Source organism: Vibrio coralliilyticus (assembly GCF_024449095.1).
Taxonomy (GTDB): Bacteria; Pseudomonadota; Gammaproteobacteria; order Enterobacterales; family Vibrionaceae; genus Vibrio; species Vibrio coralliilyticus_A.
Map to the genome: position 1 here is coordinate 1,854,473 of NZ_CP024627.1, position 22,376 is coordinate 1,876,848.

Annotated in this window: 21 protein-coding genes; 11 read left to right on the forward strand and 10 right to left on the reverse strand. The window is 44.5% G+C overall.

The window, feature by feature from the left end:
* The first annotated feature begins 40 nt into the window (after positions 1-40).
* Positions 41-1,474: a DUF2867 domain-containing protein gene (locus tag CTT30_RS23455; protein ID WP_252034739.1), complete on the forward strand. Its 1,434-nt coding sequence runs from the start codon at positions 41-43 to the stop codon at positions 1,472-1,474.
* Positions 1,475-1,508: 34 nt separating this feature from the next.
* Here CTT30_RS23455 and CTT30_RS08730 read toward each other — a convergent pair whose 3' ends face one another.
* From CTT30_RS08730 to rsuA, 3 genes are all read right to left on the reverse strand, one after another.
* On the reverse strand, positions 1,509-2,168 hold the full coding sequence (locus CTT30_RS08730; RefSeq protein WP_252034741.1) for a DUF2913 family protein: 660 nt from the start codon (positions 2,166-2,168) through the stop codon (positions 1,509-1,511).
* A complete protein-coding gene (locus CTT30_RS08735) occupies positions 2,168-3,373 on the reverse strand; it encodes a Bcr/CflA family multidrug efflux MFS transporter (RefSeq protein WP_239866172.1) in 1,206 nt (401 codons plus the stop codon). The genes CTT30_RS08730 and CTT30_RS08735 overlap by 1 nt, the downstream gene beginning before the upstream one ends.
* 160 nt (positions 3,374-3,533) lie before the next feature.
* Positions 3,534-4,235, reverse strand: a complete 702-nt coding sequence (gene rsuA / locus CTT30_RS08740; RefSeq protein ID WP_252034743.1) for a 16S rRNA pseudouridine(516) synthase RsuA — start codon at positions 4,233-4,235, stop codon at positions 3,534-3,536.
* Between the two features lie 73 nt (positions 4,236-4,308).
* Between rsuA and radD the strand changes: the two genes are divergently transcribed.
* From radD to CTT30_RS08770, 6 genes are all read left to right on the forward strand, one after another.
* Positions 4,309-6,048: a DNA repair helicase RadD gene (gene radD, locus CTT30_RS08745; protein ID WP_252034745.1), complete on the forward strand. Its 1,740-nt coding sequence runs from the start codon at positions 4,309-4,311 to the stop codon at positions 6,046-6,048.
* Positions 6,049-6,129: 81 nt separating this feature from the next.
* The gene (locus CTT30_RS08750; protein WP_239837122.1) at positions 6,130-6,522 is read left to right on the forward strand and encodes a PepSY domain-containing protein; all 393 of its coding nucleotides are present in this window, start codon (positions 6,130-6,132) and stop codon (positions 6,520-6,522) included.
* Positions 6,523-6,534: 12 nt separating this feature from the next.
* Complete coding sequence (locus CTT30_RS08755) at positions 6,535-7,194, forward strand: response regulator transcription factor (protein WP_239876003.1); 660 nt, start codon at positions 6,535-6,537, stop codon at positions 7,192-7,194.
* Positions 7,184-8,527, forward strand: coding sequence for an ATP-binding protein (locus tag CTT30_RS08760; RefSeq protein WP_252034747.1), 1,344 nt, complete (start codon positions 7,184-7,186; stop codon positions 8,525-8,527). Before CTT30_RS08755 ends, CTT30_RS08760 begins: the two co-directional genes overlap by 11 nt.
* Before the next feature lie 218 nt (positions 8,528-8,745).
* The gene (locus tag CTT30_RS08765) at positions 8,746-9,489 is read left to right on the forward strand and encodes a DUF481 domain-containing protein (RefSeq protein ID WP_252034749.1); all 744 of its coding nucleotides are present in this window, start codon (positions 8,746-8,748) and stop codon (positions 9,487-9,489) included.
* Between the two features lie 99 nt (positions 9,490-9,588).
* On the forward strand, positions 9,589-10,392 hold the full coding sequence (locus CTT30_RS08770; protein WP_239876008.1) for an N-acetylmuramoyl-L-alanine amidase-like domain-containing protein: 804 nt from the start codon (positions 9,589-9,591) through the stop codon (positions 10,390-10,392).
* Positions 10,393-10,442: 50 nt separating this feature from the next.
* Here the strand turns inward: CTT30_RS08770 and CTT30_RS08775 are convergent, their stop codons facing one another.
* The 7 genes from CTT30_RS08775 to CTT30_RS08805 all read right to left on the reverse strand — a co-directional run bounded on the left by CTT30_RS08775 (position 10,443) and on the right by CTT30_RS08805 (position 18,095).
* Positions 10,443-10,895 carry a hypothetical protein gene (locus tag CTT30_RS08775; RefSeq protein ID WP_252034751.1) on the reverse strand — a complete coding sequence of 151 codons (453 nt, stop codon included), beginning with the start codon at positions 10,893-10,895 and terminating at the stop codon, positions 10,443-10,445.
* Positions 10,888-11,580: a winged helix-turn-helix domain-containing protein gene (locus tag CTT30_RS08780; protein ID WP_239866159.1), complete on the reverse strand. Its 693-nt coding sequence runs from the start codon at positions 11,578-11,580 to the stop codon at positions 10,888-10,890. The genes CTT30_RS08775 and CTT30_RS08780 overlap by 8 nt, the downstream gene beginning before the upstream one ends.
* 3 nt (positions 11,581-11,583) lie before the next feature.
* A complete protein-coding gene (locus CTT30_RS08785) occupies positions 11,584-14,655 on the reverse strand; it encodes an efflux RND transporter permease subunit (protein ID WP_252034753.1) in 3,072 nt (1,023 codons plus the stop codon).
* Positions 14,642-15,883, reverse strand: coding sequence for an efflux RND transporter periplasmic adaptor subunit (locus tag CTT30_RS08790; RefSeq protein WP_239866155.1), 1,242 nt, complete (start codon positions 15,881-15,883; stop codon positions 14,642-14,644). Before CTT30_RS08790 ends, CTT30_RS08785 begins: the two co-directional genes overlap by 14 nt.
* Before the next feature lie 190 nt (positions 15,884-16,073).
* The gene (locus CTT30_RS08795; RefSeq protein WP_252034755.1) at positions 16,074-16,523 is read right to left on the reverse strand and encodes a hypothetical protein; all 450 of its coding nucleotides are present in this window, start codon (positions 16,521-16,523) and stop codon (positions 16,074-16,076) included.
* A complete protein-coding gene (locus tag CTT30_RS08800) occupies positions 16,516-17,175 on the reverse strand; it encodes a winged helix-turn-helix domain-containing protein (RefSeq protein ID WP_252034757.1) in 660 nt (219 codons plus the stop codon). Before CTT30_RS08800 ends, CTT30_RS08795 begins: the two co-directional genes overlap by 8 nt.
* A 191-nt stretch (positions 17,176-17,366) precedes the next feature.
* Positions 17,367-18,095: a glycosyltransferase family 2 protein gene (locus CTT30_RS08805; protein WP_252034759.1), complete on the reverse strand. Its 729-nt coding sequence runs from the start codon at positions 18,093-18,095 to the stop codon at positions 17,367-17,369.
* A 339-nt stretch (positions 18,096-18,434) separates the two neighbouring features.
* Between CTT30_RS08805 and rplY the strand changes: the two genes are divergently transcribed.
* From rplY to trpS, 4 genes are all read left to right on the forward strand, one after another.
* Positions 18,435-18,713, forward strand: coding sequence for a 50S ribosomal protein L25 (gene rplY / locus CTT30_RS08810; protein WP_239837134.1), 279 nt, complete (start codon positions 18,435-18,437; stop codon positions 18,711-18,713).
* Positions 18,714-19,117: 404 nt separating this feature from the next.
* Positions 19,118-19,519 (forward strand): LexA family protein, encoded by a 402-nt coding sequence (locus CTT30_RS08815; RefSeq protein WP_239837135.1) that lies wholly within the window; start codon positions 19,118-19,120, stop codon positions 19,517-19,519.
* Between the two features lies 1 nt (position 19,520).
* On the forward strand, positions 19,521-20,780 hold the full coding sequence (locus CTT30_RS08820; RefSeq protein ID WP_252034761.1) for a Y-family DNA polymerase: 1,260 nt from the start codon (positions 19,521-19,523) through the stop codon (positions 20,778-20,780).
* 421 nt (positions 20,781-21,201) lie between these two features.
* Positions 21,202-22,224, forward strand: a complete 1,023-nt coding sequence (gene trpS, locus CTT30_RS08825) for a tryptophan--tRNA ligase (protein WP_239837137.1) — start codon at positions 21,202-21,204, stop codon at positions 22,222-22,224.
* Positions 22,225-22,376 lie beyond the last annotated feature (152 nt).

The window sequence follows — 22,376 nt, forward strand, 5'->3', positions numbered from 1 at the left end:
CAGCCTTGCTCATAAACCATATTATTAATAAGGGGTCGAGATGAAAAAAGTGCTAGTACTGGGCGCATCCGGCTACGTGGGTTCGCAATTGCTGCTTCAATTATGTAACAAAGGCTATCATGTAACAGCAGCGGCTCGGCAAATTGAGTATTTGAAAGCACGAGTTACTCCCCACCCCAACCTTGAACTCATTTATCTTGATCTCGCTGATCAAGAAGCAACACTTCGTACTGTACCAGAGTTTGAGATCGTGTATTTCTTGGTGCATGGGATGGCACACGGCCATGACTTCCTTGAATACGAACTCTCCCTCGCTGAAAACTTCAAACTGGCCTTAAAAAACAGCCATATCAAACACGTTATCTATCTCAGCGCAATTCAACCTCAGACAGGTAATTCCGAGCATCTCAAAGCACGCCGAATGACGGGTGACATTATTCGCAAAGCGGGAATACCCGTCACTGAGCTACGAGCGGGGGTCATCATAGGCCCCGGCTCAGCGGCTTTTGAGATCATGAGAGACTTCGTCTACAACATGCCTCTACTTATCACTCCAAAATGGGTAGACTCGAAAGCCAACCCTATCGCGCTGGAAAACCTCAACCACTATTTGTTGTCGCTTATTGAGGAATCCCCTACCAGTCATGCGCTATACGAAGTGGGAGGAGCGGATACTCTCAGTTATCGTGAGCAATTCGAAACCATCAGCGCTGTAATTCGAAAGCCCATCAAGCTCTGGTCAACATCATTACTGACGCCTCAACTCGCATCGCGCTGGCTGGGTATTGTTACTTCTGTTCCTTCCAGTATTGGGGCTGCTCTGCTATCTGGCTTAGAGCACGATTTTATTGCCAACTCCGACGACATTCGCCAACGCTACCCTCAAGCACTTGTCAGCTACGAACAAATGGTCAGAAAAAGCATCGACGAAGAAGGTCATTTTGTTCGCAGCGAAGTTTGGGGGTTCGACCCTGCAGCTCTAAAGCGCTGGCAAGCTGGCTATGGCTATTACCCAAAACAAACAGGTGCCAGTATAGAAACGGATTTAAGTTCAGAACAACTGTGGGAAATAGTCAAACAAATTGGCAGCAGGAAAGAGGGTTACTTTTTTGCCAACCCAATGTGGCGTACAAGGGAATGGCTCGATCTATTTTTTGGCGGAGGGCGACCTAAGCGGCGCTCTCCTCTCGGGCCAGAGCTGCAAGTGGGTGATTATATAGACTCTTGGAAAGTGATTCGCTGCGAAAAAGAGCAATTTCTGTCCCTGCTGTTTGGTATGAAAGGCCCCGGCCTAGGGCGCTTGGAGTTTTCATTGGAAGACTTGGGCAGCAAACGCAAACTGACGGTCAAAGCGTGGTGGCACCCGCAAGGTTTAAGAGGCTTACTTTACTGGTTTGCCATGATGCCTGCACATCTGTTTATATTTAAAGGCATGGTGAAAGCCATTGTTCGAAAAGCAAAAGAGCTTCCTTAACGGAAGCTCTTTTCTAATCCAAAAGCACAGCAAGCTAAACTTGATAGCCGATTGGAATCTCAGCCAAATGATTTCCTTGGTTACCTGGATAAACCAGATACTCGCCATGGTACTTAACGTTTGATTTGTAGTCGGTAATCTTGTGTAGCATGAACCCTGCGGCTGATGCTTTTTCAACAAACTGCGCGTGGTTACCACGAACAAACCAACTCATTGGTTTGATCAGTGTTTCGCCGTCAAAGCAGTCGTCACACTGGTTAGTGCACAACGCGAAAGAGTTTGGACCTTCAGTAAAAATCTGAACTTTACCGCAGTTAAGAAGCGGCTCTGACGTTGACACTTCCCAACCATCTTCTTCCATCTGATCAAGAAATGTGTTGATTTCACTGTCCTTAATCACTCGCTCTGCTTCCCCTTGAGGGAAAAAGTCAGCATAAAACTTAGAAATACGCTGGAAGGTAAACATCAGCCCAGCTTCGTTACCTTTTGAGCGCCCCGCTTTTTGCCAGCGAGTGAGATCATCAACCACGCAGCGATGGAAGCGTTGTGATTTGAGAGCACGGGTCACCCAACGCACCAGATAATGATTGTTCGCCACAGGCGCATCTACAGCCTTACCTGATTTATGATCAGCGGCCAATTCTTCTAGAGCGGTATTGACCAAGTTTTGTATTTCAACAGTGTACTGAGACATTACGCCTTTGTTCCAAATATCCAGTAAAATGCGGCGGACAGAATTGAACACGCCGTCATAACAGTAATCATTGGCCAAGTGACGCCATCTGGCAACACAGCAACCACAACCCCAATAATAGAACCTGTGCCAAAGCGAAGCGTTCCTGCTAGTGAAGAAGCCGTACCTGCCATAGCTGGGTATCCACTGAGTAATAAGCCCATGGTATTACTACCAATGGTCGACAAGGTACCAATGAAAAGGACCACGAAAGGTACAGTGCCCCACAGCCCTAGGTCAAGCATCCAACCCAAAAATAGTCCCAATCCGGCGATAAGTTGTACCAAAAGAGCAAATCTGAGCATGGCATGGGAGCCGACCTTCTTAACCAGACGGCCATTAATCGTTGTCATAATGATCATCGCCACGATGTTCAGTGCAAACAAATAGCCGAAATGATTAGGTTGCACGCCATAAATATCGATATAGACAAACGAACCTGCGGTGAGAAACGCAAACATACCTGCAAACGAAAATGAACCAGACAGAATTAATCCCATGGCAATCGGGTTTCGACATAAGCGGACATAGTTACGCATTGTGGTAGCAAATCGAAACGGTTGCTTATTCTCTTTGCTTAACGTTTCTGGGATTTTCCAAAGGACTAATGCAATCACTACCGCAGCAAATGCAGCCAGAATCCAGAAAATCGCACGCCAGCCAAACCAAACCGCCACATACCCCCCAATCATAGGGGCTATCAAAGGGGCAATGGTAATAACTAAGGTCACAAACGACATAGCACGAGAAAAATCCTCGCGATCAAACATATCGCGAACCACAGCCTGAATGATGACAGCCGCCGCTGCGCCCGCAAAGCCTTGTGCTGTACGTACCCAAGTCAGGGCTTCTATGCCCGTTGTGGTGGCACTCACTACAGATGCAAGTCCAAAAAACAAAACACCTAAGATCAGAACGGGCCTACGGCCATAACTGTCAGCGAGTGGACCATGAATCAACTGACCAATGGCAAAACCTGCGGTATACGCGGTTAAGGTAATTTGCACTGCCCCGTCTGCCACGCCTAGGTCACGGGCGATGGTCGGCATCGCGGGCAAGTACATGTCGATGGCGAGTGGCGTCAATGCGCCGATGGCACCCAGAACAAGAAAAAGAAGAAAAGTGATTTGGGGTGCTTTGGTTTGCTCTAATGCAGTATCAGACATAAATCTCCTACTCGGTTGCGTTAGATATGCAGCTTCCGTGCTGCAACCAAACAGAAAAGAGAGACTCGCATCCACGAGTCTTGTAGCCGATCTATACTGAGCGATATCTCTATAAAAGACTAGTTCCTAGTAGGAACTAAACTATTTCCAACTTAGATGATTAGTTCCAGACTGATTCAATTTCTTCTTGCGTCAAGTAGCGATATTCACCAGGTTCCAACTCGTCATCCAGAATGATATTGCCGATACGTTCACGGTGTAGGTGCTCTACTTTATTACCCAATGCCGCAAACATGCGTTTTACCTGATGGTATTTCCCTTCGGTGATGGTCAGCAGTACTTCTTTTTCTTCTTCATCAACAATTTCCAGTTTCGCTGGCAAAGTGGCCGCCTTTTCATTGCGAAGTTCAATACCCTGCTCAAACTGTGCCACATAATCAGCCCCAACCGGGTCAACCAGCCAAACGCGATAAGTTTTTTCACACTTGTGTTTCGGCGAAGTAATACGGTGTGACCACTGACCATCATCGGTGATCAACACTAGACCTGTTGTATCTACATCTAAGCGCCCTGCAAAATGAAGATCTTCCATCTTCACTTCGTCGAGTAACATAAAGGCTGTTTGATTAAATCCATCTTCATGCGAACAGACAAAACCATCGGGTTTAAACAACATGATGTAACGAGGACCCGGTTTCTGAATCTCACGTCCTTGCCATTCGACAATACAGTCGTCCGTCACTTTCACTGCACCACTTTTCTGCACGATATCGTTGACGGTGACGTCACCACTTTTAATGATTTTTGTTGCTTCTTTACGTGTCGCACCCAGTGCATCACACAAGTATTTATCTAAACGCATGAATACCTCATCTTAATCAGGTGAGGTATTATAGAGCCACTAGACTAAATAGTTGAGCTATTTCACACAATTTATGTATACACTCCGCCCATACCAAGCCGACTCGGTGAAAGCCGTTATCCACTATTTCCGCAAGCACTCCAGCCCAGCCGTCCTTGTGCTACCAACAGGAGCAGGAAAAAGTCTGGTTATTGCTGAACTCGCCAGATTGGCTAAAGGTCGAGTATTGGTCATGGCGCACGTCAAAGAGCTGGTGGAACAAAACCACGCTAAGTACGAGGGGTACGATCTCAAAGGGTCAATCTATTCTGCCGGTTTAGGCCGTAAAGAGACTGACCAACAAGTGGTGTTTGCATCAGTGCAGTCTGTGGTCAGAAACCTTGATGACTTCAAAAACCAATTCTCGCTACTGGTGATTGACGAGTGCCACCGCGTCCCTGATAACAAAAACACCAGCTACCAGAAAGTGATTTCTCACCTGCGTGAGCTGAATCCAGGCATCAAAGTGCTCGGTTTAACTGCTACGCCTTATCGGCTTGGTATGGGTTGGATTTACCAATATCACACGCGCGGCCTGGTCAGAACAGAGGAACCAAGGTTCTTTCGAGACTGCATTTTCGAGCTGCCTATTCGTTATTTGCTTGATGAAAAGTTCCTCACCCCTGCTCGCATGATGGACGCCCCCGTACTGAGCTATGACTTCTCACAGCTTAAACCAGCGACGACAGGCCGCTACAAAGAAGCGGAGCTGGACATGGTGATCGACAAAGCCAAGCGGGCGACCCCTCAGATTGTCGAGCAAATCATTCACCTCTCGAAAGACAAACAAGGCATCATGGTTTTCGCGGCAACGGTTAGACATGCTCAAGAAATCTATGGTTTGCTTCCTGAGGGCCAAACTGCTCTTGTGATTGGCGACACCCCAACACCTGAGCGCGACACCATCATCCAAGATTTTAAAGACCGTAAAATTAAGTACTTGGTGAATGTATCCGTATTGACCACAGGATTTGATGCTCCTCATGTCGACCTGATAGCAATTCTGCGCCCAACAGAGTCAATCAGCTTGTATCAACAAATCGTTGGACGAGGGCTGCGTCTTTCTCCGGGCAAAAAAGAGTGTCTGGTATTGGATTATGCAGGCAACAGCTACGATCTCTATCAGCCTGAAGTGGGCGATGCCAAACCTGACTCCGAGAGCGAAATCATTACCATCCCCTGCCCGGCTTGTGGCTTTAACAACAATTTCTGGGGAAAACTGGATAACAATGGCTTCTTAGTTGAACATTATGGCCGAAAATGTCAGGGCTTTTTCGAAGACGAAGAGACAGGTGAACGAGAACACTGTAACTATCGTTTCCGCGCCAAATACTGCGGGGAATGCGGCGCAGACAATGACATTGCTGCGCGAATTTGTCACGAATGCGACGCCACCTTAGTCGATCCAGACAAGAAGCTTAAAGAGGCGTTAAATTTAAAAGACGCCTTAGTATTCGAGTGCTTGTCGATGGATTTGAGTGTTCACAAGGATGATAAAGGCAAAAGTAGCCTCAAGGTTTCCTATGTGGGAGAAAACCAAGCTCAAGTGCATGAATTCTGGTCTTTAACGACCAAGAAACAGAAGCAGACATTCAAAAATATGTTTGTTCGCCCTCACCTAGCGGACAAACATCGTCCTTTTGATGAGACTTCTCCGGCCAAAGTGGTCAATAATCAACATCGTTTCCGCCCACCCCAGTTTGTGATCGCGCGTAAAGCTGGCCGGTTTTGGAAAATGCGCGATAAAATCTTTGAGGATGAGCTGACCAACTAAGCGGCTCTGTCAATATTATTCACTTTGTATTCAGAAAAGATTTATTATACTCAGCCATAGAATTTCCGAGAAGGTAACACTATGTATCATAAGCAGTTAGTCTGCGCCCTTGCCGTCACATTTTGTGTTGTGCTTGCTTATCCCTCCTATGCGGACAAGCACCATGATGGGCACGCTCTCGTGCAAGATGTCCATAAAGCCGGGACAGAAATTGAATTCGAAGAAGATCAAGATGAAGTTTATGACGCTGTTCGTAAAGGTTATATTCGTCCCTTTTCCGATCTTTATGCTGCAGTAGAACAAGACCTTCGCGGACGCATTATCAAAGTCGAACTTGAAGAAGATGATGACATCTGGATTTACGAACTAAAGTTAAATTACAACAACAACATCATCAAAGTTGAGTACAACGCGAAAACGCTCGAGATGATGCTCATCAAAGGCCGCAATTTCAAACAAGCTCTTAAGAACTAAAAGAAGAACACCATGAAAATACTTGTAGTGGAAGATGAACCTCGCCTTGGGGAACAAATCATAGAAGCCCTTGAACAGAACGGTTGGGTACCTGAACTGTCAGCAGATGGCATTGATGCACTCTATCGTGCGACGTCCGAAGAATGGGATGCGATTGTACTTGACCTTGGCCTGCCAAAGCTTGATGGTTTGACCGTCCTAAAAGGTATTCGAGATGAAAACATCAACACACCCGTCATTATTCTGAGTGCGCGTGATACCCTAACTCAGCGCGTTGAAGGTCTTAATGCGGGAGCCGACGACTACCAGACTAAGCCGTTCGAAATGGTTGAACTGATCGCTCGCATTCGCGCCCAGCTTCGCCGAGCCTCGGGTAATGCCTCACCGGTTATGCAAGTCGGCAACCTCAGCTTAGATACACGCTCATCTAAAGTCATGTGGCAAGGCCAAGCCGTTGATCTAACCGCACTCGAATACAAAGTTGTTGCTTACTTTATGCATAACCCTGAGAAGGTTATTTCTCGTACCGAGTTGGTAGAGCACATCTATAAACAAGACTTTGACCGCGATTCAAATACCATCGAAGTGTTTATTGGCCGCATTCGCAAAAAAATAGCCCCTAAAGTCATCAAAACAGTACGAGGACTGGGGTATCAGCTTAATGCCGAATAAAAAAACGCATTTACTCAAACGGCTCAGTCTAAAGAGCCGTCTAGTGCTGGCCGCTGTTGTCTGGCTAACAGCCATGATCATCGCGGCAGGTGTTACAGTACCTTCTCAAGTTTACGTCTACATGGAAGATGACGCTAAAATTCAGCTTGCTACTTACATGGATGAGATCGCGGCTACGATTGAGGCGGATGAGGAAGGCAATGTAACCATCACCACTCCTCTCTCGGACCCAAGGTTCAACCGCCCATACAGTGGACTTTACTGGTCCGCCAAAACAGATAAAGACTTACTGCGCTCTCGCTCCCTATGGGATAAAGTGCTAACCCCAAAAGGCAAGCATGATTTGCTGGGTGCACGAGGTGAAAAGCTCATTTACATTGAGTCCACACTGTACTACCCAGATTATGATGGCCCAATTGAAGTCACTATCGGTATTGATGAACAACCGATAGAAGACACGGTACGCAGTCTGATGGGCCAACTTTGGGTTATACTCGCCCTACTTTATCTTGGCATCCTGACCCTTATCATTATTCAAGTGCAGTGGTCTCTGAGCCCACTCACCAAGATGCACAAAGAGCTCTCTCAACTGCGTTCAGGTAAAAAGACCCAGCTTGAAGAAGATTATCCACGTGAAGTCGCTCCTGTCGTTTCGGATTTAAATGCCTTGGTTTTCCACTATCAAGAGTTGTTAGAGCGGGCTCGTCACCATGCGGGGAATTTATCCCATGCACTGAAGACTCCACTTTCTGTCCTTAAAAATGAGGTCGCCAACAAAGACGAACACACAAAGCAACAGCTTCAACCTTCGCTCGATCAAATTCAAAACCAGATTGACTATCACTTAGGCCGAGCTCGAATGGCGGGCTCTAAGAACATTTTATCTGTTAAATCCTACCCTTCTAAACGTGTGGATGCGATCTCAATGGCTTTCGACAAAGTCTATGCAGAGCGTGATATTACTTTGATCAACGAACTGGACTCAGAGTTAGTTACCGCCGTAGATAAAACCGACTTGGATGAAATGATAGGTAATATTTTGGAAAATGCTTACAAGTGGTCTAACAGTATCATTCGCGTTCACTCCGCTCAAAATCACCACAATGCAGAAACCATCGACATCATTGTTGAAGATGATGGTAAAGGCATCCCTGATGAAAAACTCGAACAAGTCACCAAACGCGGAGTTCGTTTAGATGAAACGACTCCAGGTACAGGGTTAGGCTTGAACATTGTCAGTGAAATGGCCCACAGTTATCGCGGTAAATTAACACTAGATCGAAGTTCCATGGGAGGGCTGAAAGCCATATTATCGCTAAAAATCACCCACTAAAACGACTAAAAACTCAAGAGCAGGCTCCTGCTCTTTTTCATATCTGAACCGATTTCAGCCGCCACATCTTTATGTACGTTCGCTCTGAACGGCGCCTTTCATTTACATCATTTGAGAACAACAGCACTGAGACAAATCATTATTCATGATGATTCAGTTAACATTTTCAGGTGGGCAAACATAATGAGCAAATATTGTTCAAGAACTATTTTATTCTCATGAAAACAAAGTTAATTATTGCTCTTGTTACCACTCTAAGTACGAGTACAGTTAATGCGGAGGTTGAAGAGACACTTCCTAAAGACCCTTTTACAGCTCAAACAAAACTGGGCTTTATCTACACTGAAAACACCAGCTCCTCCTTGTCTTACAATACTGCGTTGAATTTAAAATACAGTGAGAACCAATGGGAACATAAAGGTGGATTTGAAAGTTACTATACAGACGCTGACAACGACGATGATGGTGCCAATCGCTATACGATCAACGCAGGCTCAACCTACGATTATACCAAGACGAGCTTCTTAAAAGCTGCCACACGATTTGAGAATGACCTATACGGAACATATCGCAAGCAATGGGTTTTAATGAGTGGTCTCGGTTTCTATCTGCATAACACAGAGACAGCCAAACTGTCTGTATCACTCGGTCCGGGTTATCGAATATCTGAACGTCAGCCAAACGACAGTGAATTCCCTTCTTTACGCAACTACGAAGTGATCGCAACCTCGAATATTGATGGCTCAGTATCGTTTTCAGAAACCTTTTCTGTAGGGGCCGCCGTTGACGTCGCGCACGGTGAAGAAAATACCCATTACAACACCAAAGCCTATATGAAGAATATTCTCATGGGCAGTTTGGCGTTGGTTTTCGATGTGGAATATATCTACAACACCACAGTGGCAGACGACCAATCTAACGATGAAATCTACTCAACCATGAGCCTCAGTTACGATTTTTAAGGTTATTTCATTTATTAATTAGATTAACGCTCCGTTAGGTTTGAGTTATGAAACAACATCAAAACTGATAAAAACAAGAGGCGAGACAAGGATGATCGAATGAATAAAGCCCTATTGGTATTAACTATTACCGGCATCACTATAGTTGGTGGCAGTCTTGTCACCAGCTACCTACGCGTGACTCAAGATAAACGCATAGACGAACAGGACGTGCTAACCGCGATTCAGAATGACAATCAGCTCACAACACCTGAGCGTATCGTTCAGACTTCGGAGCTGTTTATCGGAGTCGACTATGAAACCAACACTCTCACTTCTATCAACTCAGAGAAGGAGGAGTTGGTTAAAAACTTTAATCATGTCGATTGTTTTACCCTACTTGATTACGTGACTTCCCTCGCCTTCTCGGACTCCTTCAACCAGTTCGACCAAAACCTTAAGCTGGCACGTTATCTCTACGGCAACGTTGATTTCATTACACGTCGCCATTTCTTTTCTGACTGGTTAGACGACAGTGCATTTCATGTCCAGGATGTCACCCGTCAGCTAGATGCTAGAGCCGTTACGACGGTCAAGCAAATCAACCAAAAGACCCCAGAGGGTGAACGTTGGATCCCTTCTGTACCCATAAAGTACAAAGATATCAGTTTTATTCCGCGTGAATTTGTCGATGACGCTTTGATTAGAGAACTAAAAAGTGGCGACCTGATCGGCATTTATAGTCATAAGCGAGGATTAGACGTATCCCATACCGGCATTTTCATAGAAAATGGAGACACTCCTCTTTTGAGACATGCTTCATCTAAGGAAGGGAAAGTCGTTGATAGTCCGATGCTGGAATATTTAGGCAATAAACCAGGTATTATTGTTTATCGATTCTCTCCAGATACAGCCTCAAGCTAAAAAAAAACGGCAACGAAAAGTTGCCGTTTTGTGCCCATTAAAGCCCGTGATTAATAAGTCATATGCAAAACGACTTTGTGCCCCACCAGAGCAGCACTATTTTCACCCAACTTAGCCACTTTCATATGGCCGTCAAAAGAACCAGGCCTGACAAACAATTGTTCAACCATGCCTTGACGTAAAGGTTCAATATCCAACGGTTCATGCTCTTCTACAGCAAAGAACACACCATCACTATCAAGTTCATAACGACCCGAACCTGTGTAACCCACGCGGCTTTTCGGTAAAACCGCGTACACGTCGTAACGGCTGTTCTCTTTTAAGGTAAGCTCAAGACGCAATGGCAACGTGTCAGAGAAACTATCATCTGGATCACTTGAAGTCACATGTGCCACCGTGTGGCTTATCATATGACGATTCAGTTGGTTATCGTCACTGTAAGACACCGCTGCTCCGACAACCGCACCAGCGATAAGAGGAATGATGGTCAATAACTTATTCACAACTCACAACTCCACTCTCTGCACTGAAACTCAAAGATCGACCTTTGCTATCCACTAACAAGGTGAGTTCACCAAAATCATATAGCGTCGCGTTCTGGTAGCTCACTTTCGCTCCGTTGTTTTCGGGCGTGAACCAGCAAGAAGCAAACTCTTGCTGTTCGAAAGACGTGTACGCTAATGGCGAATGCGAGTGTTCGACGATCAAGTAACTCGATACAGCACCGAAAGCAAACAAACCGACGGCCATTAATTGGGTACGGTACTGCGCAATTCGACTGCCTAACGTCTCTTTAGCTGGCGCCAAAGAAGCGGGCACCTCGACAACCTCAGGGGCTGCGGCCTCAGCAGGTTCTGGATTAGACTCCGGTTGATACTTTTCAACACGACCAACAAACTCATAACCTGTTCCACGAACCGTGCGGATGATTTCACCCGCACGATCTTCCAAGGCTCGTCGGCAGTTTGAGATACAGTGCAGCAGGCTACTGCTCTCAACCACAATACCTCGCTTCAACCAAACCTCATGCATCAGTTCATGTTTGGTTAACGTTTCTCCGACATGATCAATCATGTAAGTCAACAACGCAATTTCATTGATTCCAATTGGATGGCGGACATTGCTTCCCTGACTATGGATATACCCCTGTTCAATATCAAGAATATGACTTTCATTAATGATTAACACGTCTTAGCCCTCCACAAGCTGCTTACGCGCCAAGCTTTTTTCGCGGATTTTAGCAACAGCGACATAAGTCATAGGCACAAAGAACAAGGAGAAGAAAGTACCAATTGTCAAACCACCCACCAGAACAAGGCCAATATTCACTCGACCTAATGAACCGGGGCCTTCAGCTAAAGCAAGAGGCAGAGAGCCAATAATCATCGTCAGAGACGTCATCAAGATAGGACGAAGACGAGAACGCGCACTCATCAATGCCGCCTCCATAACTTCCATCCCTTCTTTACGCTTAAGGTTGGCAAACTCTACCATCAAAATACCGTGTTTGGTTACTAGGCCTACCAAAGTCAGCAAACCAATCTTGGAGTATAGGTTCAAGCTCTGCCCAAATACACTGAGCGTTAATATCGCACCAACTAGACATAGAGGAACGGTGATCAGAATAACCAGTGGGTCAACGAAGCTTTCAAACTGTGCAGCAAGGATCAGGAAGATAAAGATCAATGCCAGACCAAATAGCATCTGCATACCCGCAGAGGACTCATTAAGCTCTTTAATGACACCGTCATATTCATAGCTCTGCCCCGCTTTTAGCAACTCTGGCAACTGAGCATCAATGAAGGCTTGAACATCATCTGCGCTGTAACCAGGGACTAAGTCCGCCGTAATTTCCGCAGCATCCTTACCACCATATGTTTTGATGTTCGATTCTGCAGTTACTGGTTTGATTGAGACAAACTGAGACAATGGCAACCTCTGACCCGATTCAGAGCTCACATAAAGCTTATCTAAGACTTTAAAGTCCCCTAGCGCTTTACGGTTAACCTGAACCTGAATTGGGTAAGTAAAACCATCATCGGCTTGTAAATCCGCGGCTTTCACTGAACCTAAGAAAGTTGAAATCGCATTAGTAACGTTAGCGTAGTCAACACCGGATAATACAATCGCATTACGGTCAATTGACAAATCGAACCTTAACTGGTCACGATGCGTTGAGTTATCAACGTTCGATAGGCCTTCATAGTCTTCAAGCAGCTTCACCACTTTTTCTGCAGTATTAGACAGTTCATCCAGATCACGGTTGACTGTTGTGATCTGCAGAATCAGATTGTCCGCAACATCAAGGTTATCTGCAGAACGTACTGAAAAAGAGGTCGTGTAAGCGGAGATAATCTCACTCGCTCTAGCACTCATCTCTGCAATGACTTCATCTGCACTCTTATCGCGCTCTTCCCAAGGCTTCAACAATACATGGTTAGTTGGAGCGGTTTCGATATAAGCAAGGTTGGCTTCAATCGCATCATTTCCTCCAAAGACTTCATTGATTTGACCAGCATTTTCAAGGTCATATAGACGACCAGCGCCAGCAGGTCCATGAGAGGTGACTTCTATAAAGCCAGTATCTTCTGTTGGCAGAAGGACTTTAGGCATGAACCAGACCGCGACAATGGACAAAGCAATCAAAGCAGCCGTACCTGACATCACCATACGTGGACGTTTAAACCAAGCATTCAAATAAGCCATATACTTATCTGTCATTGCATTGAGCTTAACTTCAACCCACTGGAACCATTTAGGTGACACCGTAACAGATCGTAACATGTACGCACTCATCATCGGAGATAAGGTTAAAGCGACAAATCCTGAAATAATGACGGCCGCTGCCAGCGTAAAGGCAAACTGTCTAAATAAATCCGCTGTCAAACCAGACATTAAGCCAATTGGAAGGTAAACCACTGCCAATGTTAAAGTCATCGCAATAACGGGGAAAACGATCTCTTTACAGCTTTTAAGCGCCGCTTGGAAAGGAGACAGCCCTTCTTCAATATGACGGTAACAGTTTTCAACAACAACGATAGCATCATCGACCACCAAGCCGATGGCGAGAATAATGGCAAGAATGGTCAGTACATTAATGCTAAACCCTAGTAAAGCCATCACTGCAAATACGCCAATGACACAAACTGGAATAGTGATCAGAGGGATCGCTGCGACGCGTAACGAGCCTAAAAACAGCACCACTATCGCAGATACAAGGACAATTGCTTCGACCAAAGTCATAAACCCTTGGTCGATAGCCTCTTCGATGAAGTCCGCTTGGTTGTAAACCATCTTCATCTCAATGCCTTCTGGCATTTCCATCCTTGCCATTGCATCTTTTACGCGATTCGCCACTGTCACTGGGTTTTCAGTCTTCAAAGGAAGAACCTGCAAAGACATAGCCACATCGCCGTCAACGTGCAGCATACTAGGCTCTAAACTCTCTTCTCCCATCTGAATATCAGCCACATCGTTAACGCGAATGATGTTGCCATTATCGACACGAATCACTAAGTCACGAACATCTTCGATAGACGTGACCTGATTGACAGGGTTGATTGAGAAATCACGAACTTCGCCTTTAATCGTACCAGCAGTAAATGTGGCATTATAAGTACTCAATGTCCCAACCACATCTGACGCACTAACATTCAACGCCGCCATACGCTCAGGCTGCAGCCAGACGCGAATTGCTCGATTAGAGCCACCATATGGACCCCATACACCACCCACACCAAGTACGTTCTTAAATTGAGGCGCAAGCTGTTGGCTGATGTAATCAAACATTTCTTGTTTGTCCATCGAGCTACTGCGATTGACAAAGGTAATGATATTACTTGGCATCGATGTCTCAGAAGAGTCATCGGTAACCGTTGGCTTGTCAGTCATCGCTGGAGGGAAATCAGAGATACCATCCACTTTGCTTCGCAAGTTATTCATCAAACTTGCGTACTCAACATCACTGATCCCATCTTCAAATTGGATTTTGAGAGAACAGCTGCCCTCTTGGCAATCTGTGGTCATGGTTTTAATCTTATCCAGACCAGTGACAGCAGTGATTAATTCTTCTGCCACATTTTGCGACATAAACTCAGCACTTGCTCCCGTAATCGAAGCACTTACTGACGCAGAAGCAGTTTGACGTTCAGGAAAATATTGAATAGCCAGTTTCTGATAAGAAACAATACCCAATAAAACGATCGCTATACTTAAAACAGATGCAAATACTGGGTGTTTAATACATATCTCAGGAAGCTTCATCCGTCACCTCTTCAGTTTTGGTATCCGTTGGTTCCACGACCGCTTGTGATTCTTCTGTCTTAACTTCAGCGGCCTCTGTTTCTGGAGTTTCAGAACTTACCGGCGTCTCATTTTCCGCTACTGTTTTTTCTTCCTCCACTTGTTTTTCAGGTTGGGCTGGTAGAGTCCGAGAAGGCAGTGTGAGCTGTGACTTGGTCTGCTTAACCGCTACGCGAGAGCCTGAAGTTAGGTTTTGACGCCCCGTAACAACCACTGTTTCGCCTAGATTCAAGCCAGACTCGATCACAACATAGCCATTGTTGGTATTTTCACCGAGTGTGATAGGACGCTTGATGGCCTTCTCATTTTCAACAACCCAAACAAAGCGCTCATCACCGTCTGTCTCAATTGCCGTTTGAGAAACGACCACTTCTGCATGTTCCTCACTAACGGTCTGGGAGACCTTAGCAAACATGCCAGGGACCAACGCATTATCAGGGTTGTCCAGATGCGCGTGAATTTCGACACGACCCGAGCTTTCGTCTACAAGTGGTGCGATGTAATTAACGGTACCAGTGAAAGTCTGGTCTTGGTAAGCATCCACGGTTAATGACACTGTTTGACCTAGCTTAGCTTTACCAACTTCTGATTGGCTGATGGAGTAATGCACTTCAACCGGATCAAGTTTAATAAGGCTAACCAGTGCTGTTGCTGCTTCTACACGGCTACCGACAGAATGGGTAAAGTTCGTTAACTGGCCATCAAAGGGCGCAATCAACTGATAATTTTGCATATCGGTTTTCTTTTGGCGAAAATCAGCACGCGCTAGGTTGGCCTCCTGCTTTAATTCTTCAACATCCTGCGCAGACATGGAGTCAGGCTGCTTCTTTAAGAGGGCCAAAACACGATTCAATTTAGACTCGGCGAGTGCCAACGAGCTCTCTGCTTTATCCAGTTCAGCTTTTGCTTGATCATCATCAAGCTGAGCAATCAACTCACCTTCCTTAACAACATCACCATCACTGAAGTTCAATGCTTTCAGCTTTTCACCTGCACTGAAAGTCAGCGCGGCTGAGTCTGTAGCTTTAATTTTCCCGACTTCATTAATTGAAGCCGTACTGGATTGTTCAGCAACAATCTCTACGGTCACCGGAGTGGCTGGAGCTTGCTCTTCTGCTGTCACGTTCACGGCAAACACGGAGCTAGCAGTACATAAAATAGACAGTGGCAACGCCTTGTAATTTTTCATGATTTGTCTCTAATTGATGAAACTTGCCGCTTGTTATACCTAAGATTTTTCTTGCTAAGTTAGGGCTTTGTCAGGTGAATGATATTTAATCATGAACCATTATAAAAAAACCTCAAAGTCATGTTTTAAAAGGAAAAATAGCATAAAAAAAGCCAGCATCAAGATGCTGGCTTTGCACTGTTTTTGTACATTATTTTTCAGCGGTTACAAACAGGTAAGAATATCTCGGCGCCACCAAGATCGTTTGCTCTTTACCAATCCGGATCACTTTTAGCTCTTCCATTGAATGCATTCCTCGTTGACTAAACATCGTTTCCATTAAGTTCAGTGTTTTTCCTTCAGGGATCACTCGTTCTGCAGAAGTGGGCATCAGCGATAAACCATAAGAGTTAAAATCGTACTGACCCGTCGTATTAAATCCAATCATGTTATCTGTTAAGAAGTACAACTCGTATTGGCCAGAGCGCTTTAAATTCAGTGAGGCACGCATCTTAACAAGCTCACTCCCTTCTCGAACAGGCACCACAATTTGCGTATGACTATCAAAGTTCTGATTCATTGTAGGTGAATTGGCGTATGCCGCCAGTCCACCAATGAGTAGGCCTGCTATCACGCTGAAAAGGGTTATTTTCTTATTCACACACCACCTCCACTTCTTCCGGAAGGTAGCTGACCGACGTCCCATCCTGATCCACCAGTATCACCTGATTTCCTGTTTGAAAGGCACGTACGTTAGCTAAAGTAATCGGCTCATCCGTCTGTACGGTGCACCCTAAGTAACGCGTTTCTATATACTCAGCTTCTACCCAAGGTGAGCGAATAGCTGAGATAAGAAGATAGCCCACCAGAGCACTCAAACTAAACACCACTAAATAGCGTGCATTCTGCTTCCTCAATACTGATGACGCTACGTCCGCCTCTCCAGAAACGTTCAATGATGTAGATTGAGCTGACTCATCACTGTTTTCCTCAGGCTCATAATCTCTGACATCACCATTAAATTGATAACCAACACCACGTATGGTGCTGATAATTTCACTGTTTCTGTCTTGAAGCGCTTTTCGGCAGCTTGACACACAATGAAGCAAGCTACTTTCTTCGACAATAACCCCTTTCTTGTGCCAGACCTGTTCCAGAAGTTCTGACTTAGATAAAGGTTTATGAGGGTGTTCGATCATGTATTGAAGCAACGCAACTTCATTACCGCCAAGCATAGTTTTTTGTCCGGATTCAGCATCTTCCACTGAGCCCGCAAGCAAGTTGAGAATATGATTATTATTAATTATCAGCATCGTAATAGACTGAATATAGGTAATTTATATACCTTAACCATATCTTAAAAATTATAAAAAAGAAAAACTCAGCTAATTGAAGCTGAGTTTTATTAGAGATTTTGCTAGCGAGATTCCAGTCTAATCGCGTAGAGAGGTACTCCACCTCCCCTTCATTACGCGCCACTTTAAACGTGGCTATACCCTGAGTCTTACTGCTCTTTATAATGGCCAAACTTATTTCCCATCTCTTTATTACGCATTTCACCGAAAAAGAATCGGCGCACATTGGCTTTGAAGTAAGTCATGCCCACTTTGAAAATACCCTCTTGTTCTAAGCGGTGAGGATCAAAGCCGAACGTCAGATTCAAGAAGCGGAAGCGCCATGTTTTGCTAGCACGCTTCACGTAATCACAGCCTTCACACAAAACGATTTGCTTATCAAAACCATTCAACTGCTCGTGAACACGTTTGGTCGAGAAAATACACGCCCCGACCGCTGTGGGAAAAATATACTGGGTCGTAAACAGACCTAAATTAAACAAACCATAACCCAGCTTGTGTACCACAGGCAGAGCTTTGGCGCCCATATACACACCCGCAACCTCAAGCTGCTTTTCTTCTAACTGGCTGACGGCGTTAGCTAAAAAGTTTGGCGCTAGTCGCACATCGGCATCGAGAAATAACAAACGCTCATGCTTTGCCATAGATGCGCCCATATTACGCCCTAGACTCACACCGCGTGTATCCATCTTATGCACGGTCAATACAGGTAAAGAAGCCTCATACGCGCTCGCCACTTCTCTTGTCGCGTCTTCACTGTCTGAATCGACAAGAATCACTTCAAAATCGCGATGTGTCTGCTTGCTCAAATCTTCCATTAGGCGGCCAATTCTCTTCTCTTCATTCAACGCGATAACCACAATACTTACTGGACTCATAAAGACTCCTCAGTCGATCTATCATTTACGATATGAACAATACTGTGGTGAGACTTAATCACGCGTGAGAAAGACATTCAGATTCGGTTCATTTGAATACTTGTTTGGAGATGACAATTGGCTATCTTGCATTTGGTCCAATCGACAGTAAGCGACTGAAAATATTTACTCAAAAGATACCTTGTTAAGCGGGTTTTCTATTGCGAGAAAAACCAGAGAGTGATAGTATCCGCGCTCGCTTGAAGAGTTACTACCAATTACTCGAAAGCGCTTACCACATTCACGCGAGGTCGCATCGCAGAATGTGACGTTATTTTTTCATATTTGAGAGTAAATACTATGAAATTTGAAGCAGTAGTACGTACTGAACTAGGTAAAGGTGCGAGCCGCCGCCTACGTCACGCTGGTCAATTCCCTGCTATCGTTTACGGTGGTGAGGCTGCGCCAGTATCTATCGTTCTTAACCACGACGACGTTGTTAACCAAATGGACAAGCCTGAATTCTACGAAGGTATCGTTCTAGTGATCGATGGCGCTGAAGTAAAAGTTAAGCCACAAGACGTTCAACGTCACGCTTTCAAGCCAAAAGTTGAGCACATGGACTTCATCCGCATTTAATTCCCTACCAAGGAATTAAATAGGATTACATCCAGCCTTTTGCATAAAGAATATCGGCCTTACCAACCGAGACTTCTAAAAATTCGAAACCCCGATGCTACCAACATCGGGGTTTCACCGTTTTAGTGCCCCAAAAACAATATTTACTCATAATCATAATTCTATGATTACTTTTGTTTTGTGTGGATGTTGGTGCACTACGATTAAAAAACACCTCGCAGCTCTCTTGTCACCTGTCACGGTTCACGATCGCAACGCATCTGACATTTTCATGAGCTGTGTATTGTTAGGTAATCTGCACCTGTCTTTTTGGCCAATAGACTCCCTTTCCTACACTTTCGGCTTGAACTGTGCCTCTCTTTGGCTCAAACTAAGCACTGTGTATTTAAACAGTACTTAGTTGTATGCATGTAATCCCAATCTACGCAAGCGCAGGTGTATCAGGTTTTGAGTCACCTGCCGCTGAATACGCTCAACTTGGTTGTGACCTGAATGAATTCCTTATAGATCACCCAAGCTCAACTTTTATCGGTCAAGCTAAAGGCGATTCGATGCAGGGGGTTGGTATTTTTGATAATGATATTTTGATTGTAGACCGCTACCCTACCGCTCAACATCTAGACATAATCGTTGCAAACATAAATGGTGAGTTTGTATGCAAGCAATTCGACTTAACCAAGCGATTACTACTTTCTGCCAATCCAAAGTATCGTCCTGTTCCGATTATGGAATATGACACATTTTCGATAGAAGGCGTCGTTATACGCTCCATTCGCTGCTTTAGGCCTTGTTACTTGTTGGACTAATATGTTTGCTCTCGTTGACTCTAATAGCTTCTATTGCTCTGCAGAGCAAGTGTTTCGGCCAGAATGGAGAGGAAAACCTGTCGTTGTTCTATCAAACAATGATGGTGTGATTGTGGCGGCAAACCGACAAGCAAAAATAGCAGGTATTCCTAAATTTACGCCCTATTTCAAAGTTAAAAACCTTTGTGAGCAAAAAGGGGTCATTGTTTGCTCATCTAATTATGAGCTTTACGCTGATTTATCATCAAAGATGATGGACGTAATAGGACGCTTTGCACCTCAACAGTATGTTTACTCAATCGATGAGTCGTTCCTTTCATTTGAGCGTGTTTACCCTGCAATTCCTGACTTAAAAGAGCATGGCTTAAAACTGCGTAAAGCTGTTTGGAAAGAGTGCCGTTTACCTGTTTGCGTTGGTATTGCACCTACCCTCACCCTTTCAAAAATCGCGAACCACTGCGCTAAAAACATTCGTGATCATCAGGGAGTGTGCGTGTTGGGAAATCAGCAAGATATAGACAAGGTTCTGTCTTTATTCGAAGTTTCTGACGTCTGGGGTATTGGCAGGCGCTTAACTACTCACTTTAAACACTTAGGCATTACTACTGCCCTGCAGTTAAAGAATTACCCTGTTGGTCTTGCTCGTAAAAATTTTAACGTTGAAGTCGAACGAACAGTGAGAGAATTAAATGGTGAAAGCTGTAAAGTATGGGATAACGTTCAGCAAGATAAAAAACAGATTTACTCAACTCGCTCTGTGGGTGAACGAATCAAGACACTTGATGAATTGACTCAGGCACTAAGCCAACATGCAAACATCGCTTCCCGTAAAGCACGTAACCAAAAGTCACTTTGTAAAGTGGTGCTTTGTTTCGCTGCAAGTAGCTCTTATGATGAAAAAACATTTTCATATAGAGCCATACACCGCTTCGCTTACCCGACTTCTGACGTGAATCAGATAACTAAAGCTTGTGTTGCCATGGCTAAAGAAATCTATAAGCCTGGTGTGCCTTACTATAAAATTGGGGTGGGTTTGCTTGATTTGGTTGATGGTAGATATACTCAACCTGACCTTTTCAACCCTGAACCAAATAACGATAAGCTTATGTCTGTGTTTGATAACATCAATGACCGATACGGAAGAGATACTGTTTTTCTTGGCGCTCAGGGAATACAGAAAAAATGGGCGATGCGTCGAGATTTGCTCACTAGACAATACACAACGAACTGGCAACACATACCTATTATTGCGTGTAAGTAATACTCTATATGTTGTAGAACGTCTATCCTACAAGATAGCCATGACTTAACTCACGCATTCACTTACATCATTGTTGTCCAGAAATGAGCCTATACGTGACGAGCTCAACCCACATTATGCATATCAGAACGCTCAAAGTACGTATGTGCCCTTACAACTTAAAGGGGAACTTTTCGTTACGCGTCCCCCCTTGCTGACATGAACTTTCTATTGAAAGTGGGGGTTCAACGATTTGTTTTTATGGATGTTTATTGGTAGCTTGTTCGAATGAACAATATTTCTGCACTCACTTCATCTTTCTTCTGGTGGCGCTCTAATTAGAGCGGCACTGAATTCTTACATTCTTTAGCTGCTGGAAGGTAGCTAAGTATGTCACTTCTTTTATCTCCAGTAGCAACCTATTTAACTAGGAGATAAAATCATGCTGAAAAAGCAATCAACTGAAATACGAGAAGTTATCTTAACCGGAGATAGAGCGACCGGCCCATTGCACCTCGGACATTATGTCGGGTCTTTAAAACAACGTGTCGACCTACAGAACACTCATGAGCAAACCATTCTTGTTGCGGATATACAAGGCCTTACTGATAACGCTCATAACCCGAAAAAGGTATCTTCGAATATCCTAAATGTAGTTGCAGATTACTTAGCAGTCGGTATAGACCCGTCTAAAACGACCATTTGTCTACAGTCACAACTACCAGCTCTTGCCGAATTAACTATGTATTACAGTAATCTCGTTACTATCAGCCGGCTAGAGCGGAACCCAACGGTCAAAAGTGAAATTCAAAACAAAGGATTTGAACGTTCTATTCCAGCAGGTTTTCTGACCTACCCTATATCTCAAGCTGCTGATATCACAGCTTTTAATGCCTCTCTAGTTCCCGTTGGCGATGACCAGATACCCATGCTAGAACAAACCAATGAGATAGTGAGGAAAATAAACTCATTAGCTGGAAAAGATGTCTTAAATGAATGCCGTCCTTTACTCAGTAACGTTCCCCGTTTACCTAGTACAGATGGTAAAAATAAGATGTCTAAGACGATGGGCAATACCATTAATCTCGGTGCCAGTGAAAAAGAAATCTCTGTAGCGGTCAAATCCATGTATACCGACTCCAATCACCTGAGAATAGAAGAGCCAGGGTCCATCGAAGGCAATGTCGTGTTTACCTACCTTGATGCTTTCCATCCAGATAAGGATTATATCAGCCAACTCAAAGAACATTATCAACGCGGCGGGCTGGGTGATGGCACAACAAAAAAAATACTAGAAGAATGCTTACAAGAGCTACTTAAGCCCATCAGAGAAAGAAGACAGATGTTTCTTAATGATCGCGCCCAATTAATTGATGTTTTGAGGAAAGGAAGCCAAACATCTAGAGAGAAAACAGAGACCGTTCTTTTTGATATTAAAGGGAGCTTTGGACTAAATATTTTCTGAACTGATGTATTAATTCAGACCTGATCTGACAGTTACTCCCTTTTCGACTCGTTCCTGTCAGATTAGATCTGAGCCATTTCCTTTTCACATAGTTTTACTCGCCATTCATCATTGTTCTAAAGAACCATTTTGCTATAAATCAGCACTAAAGT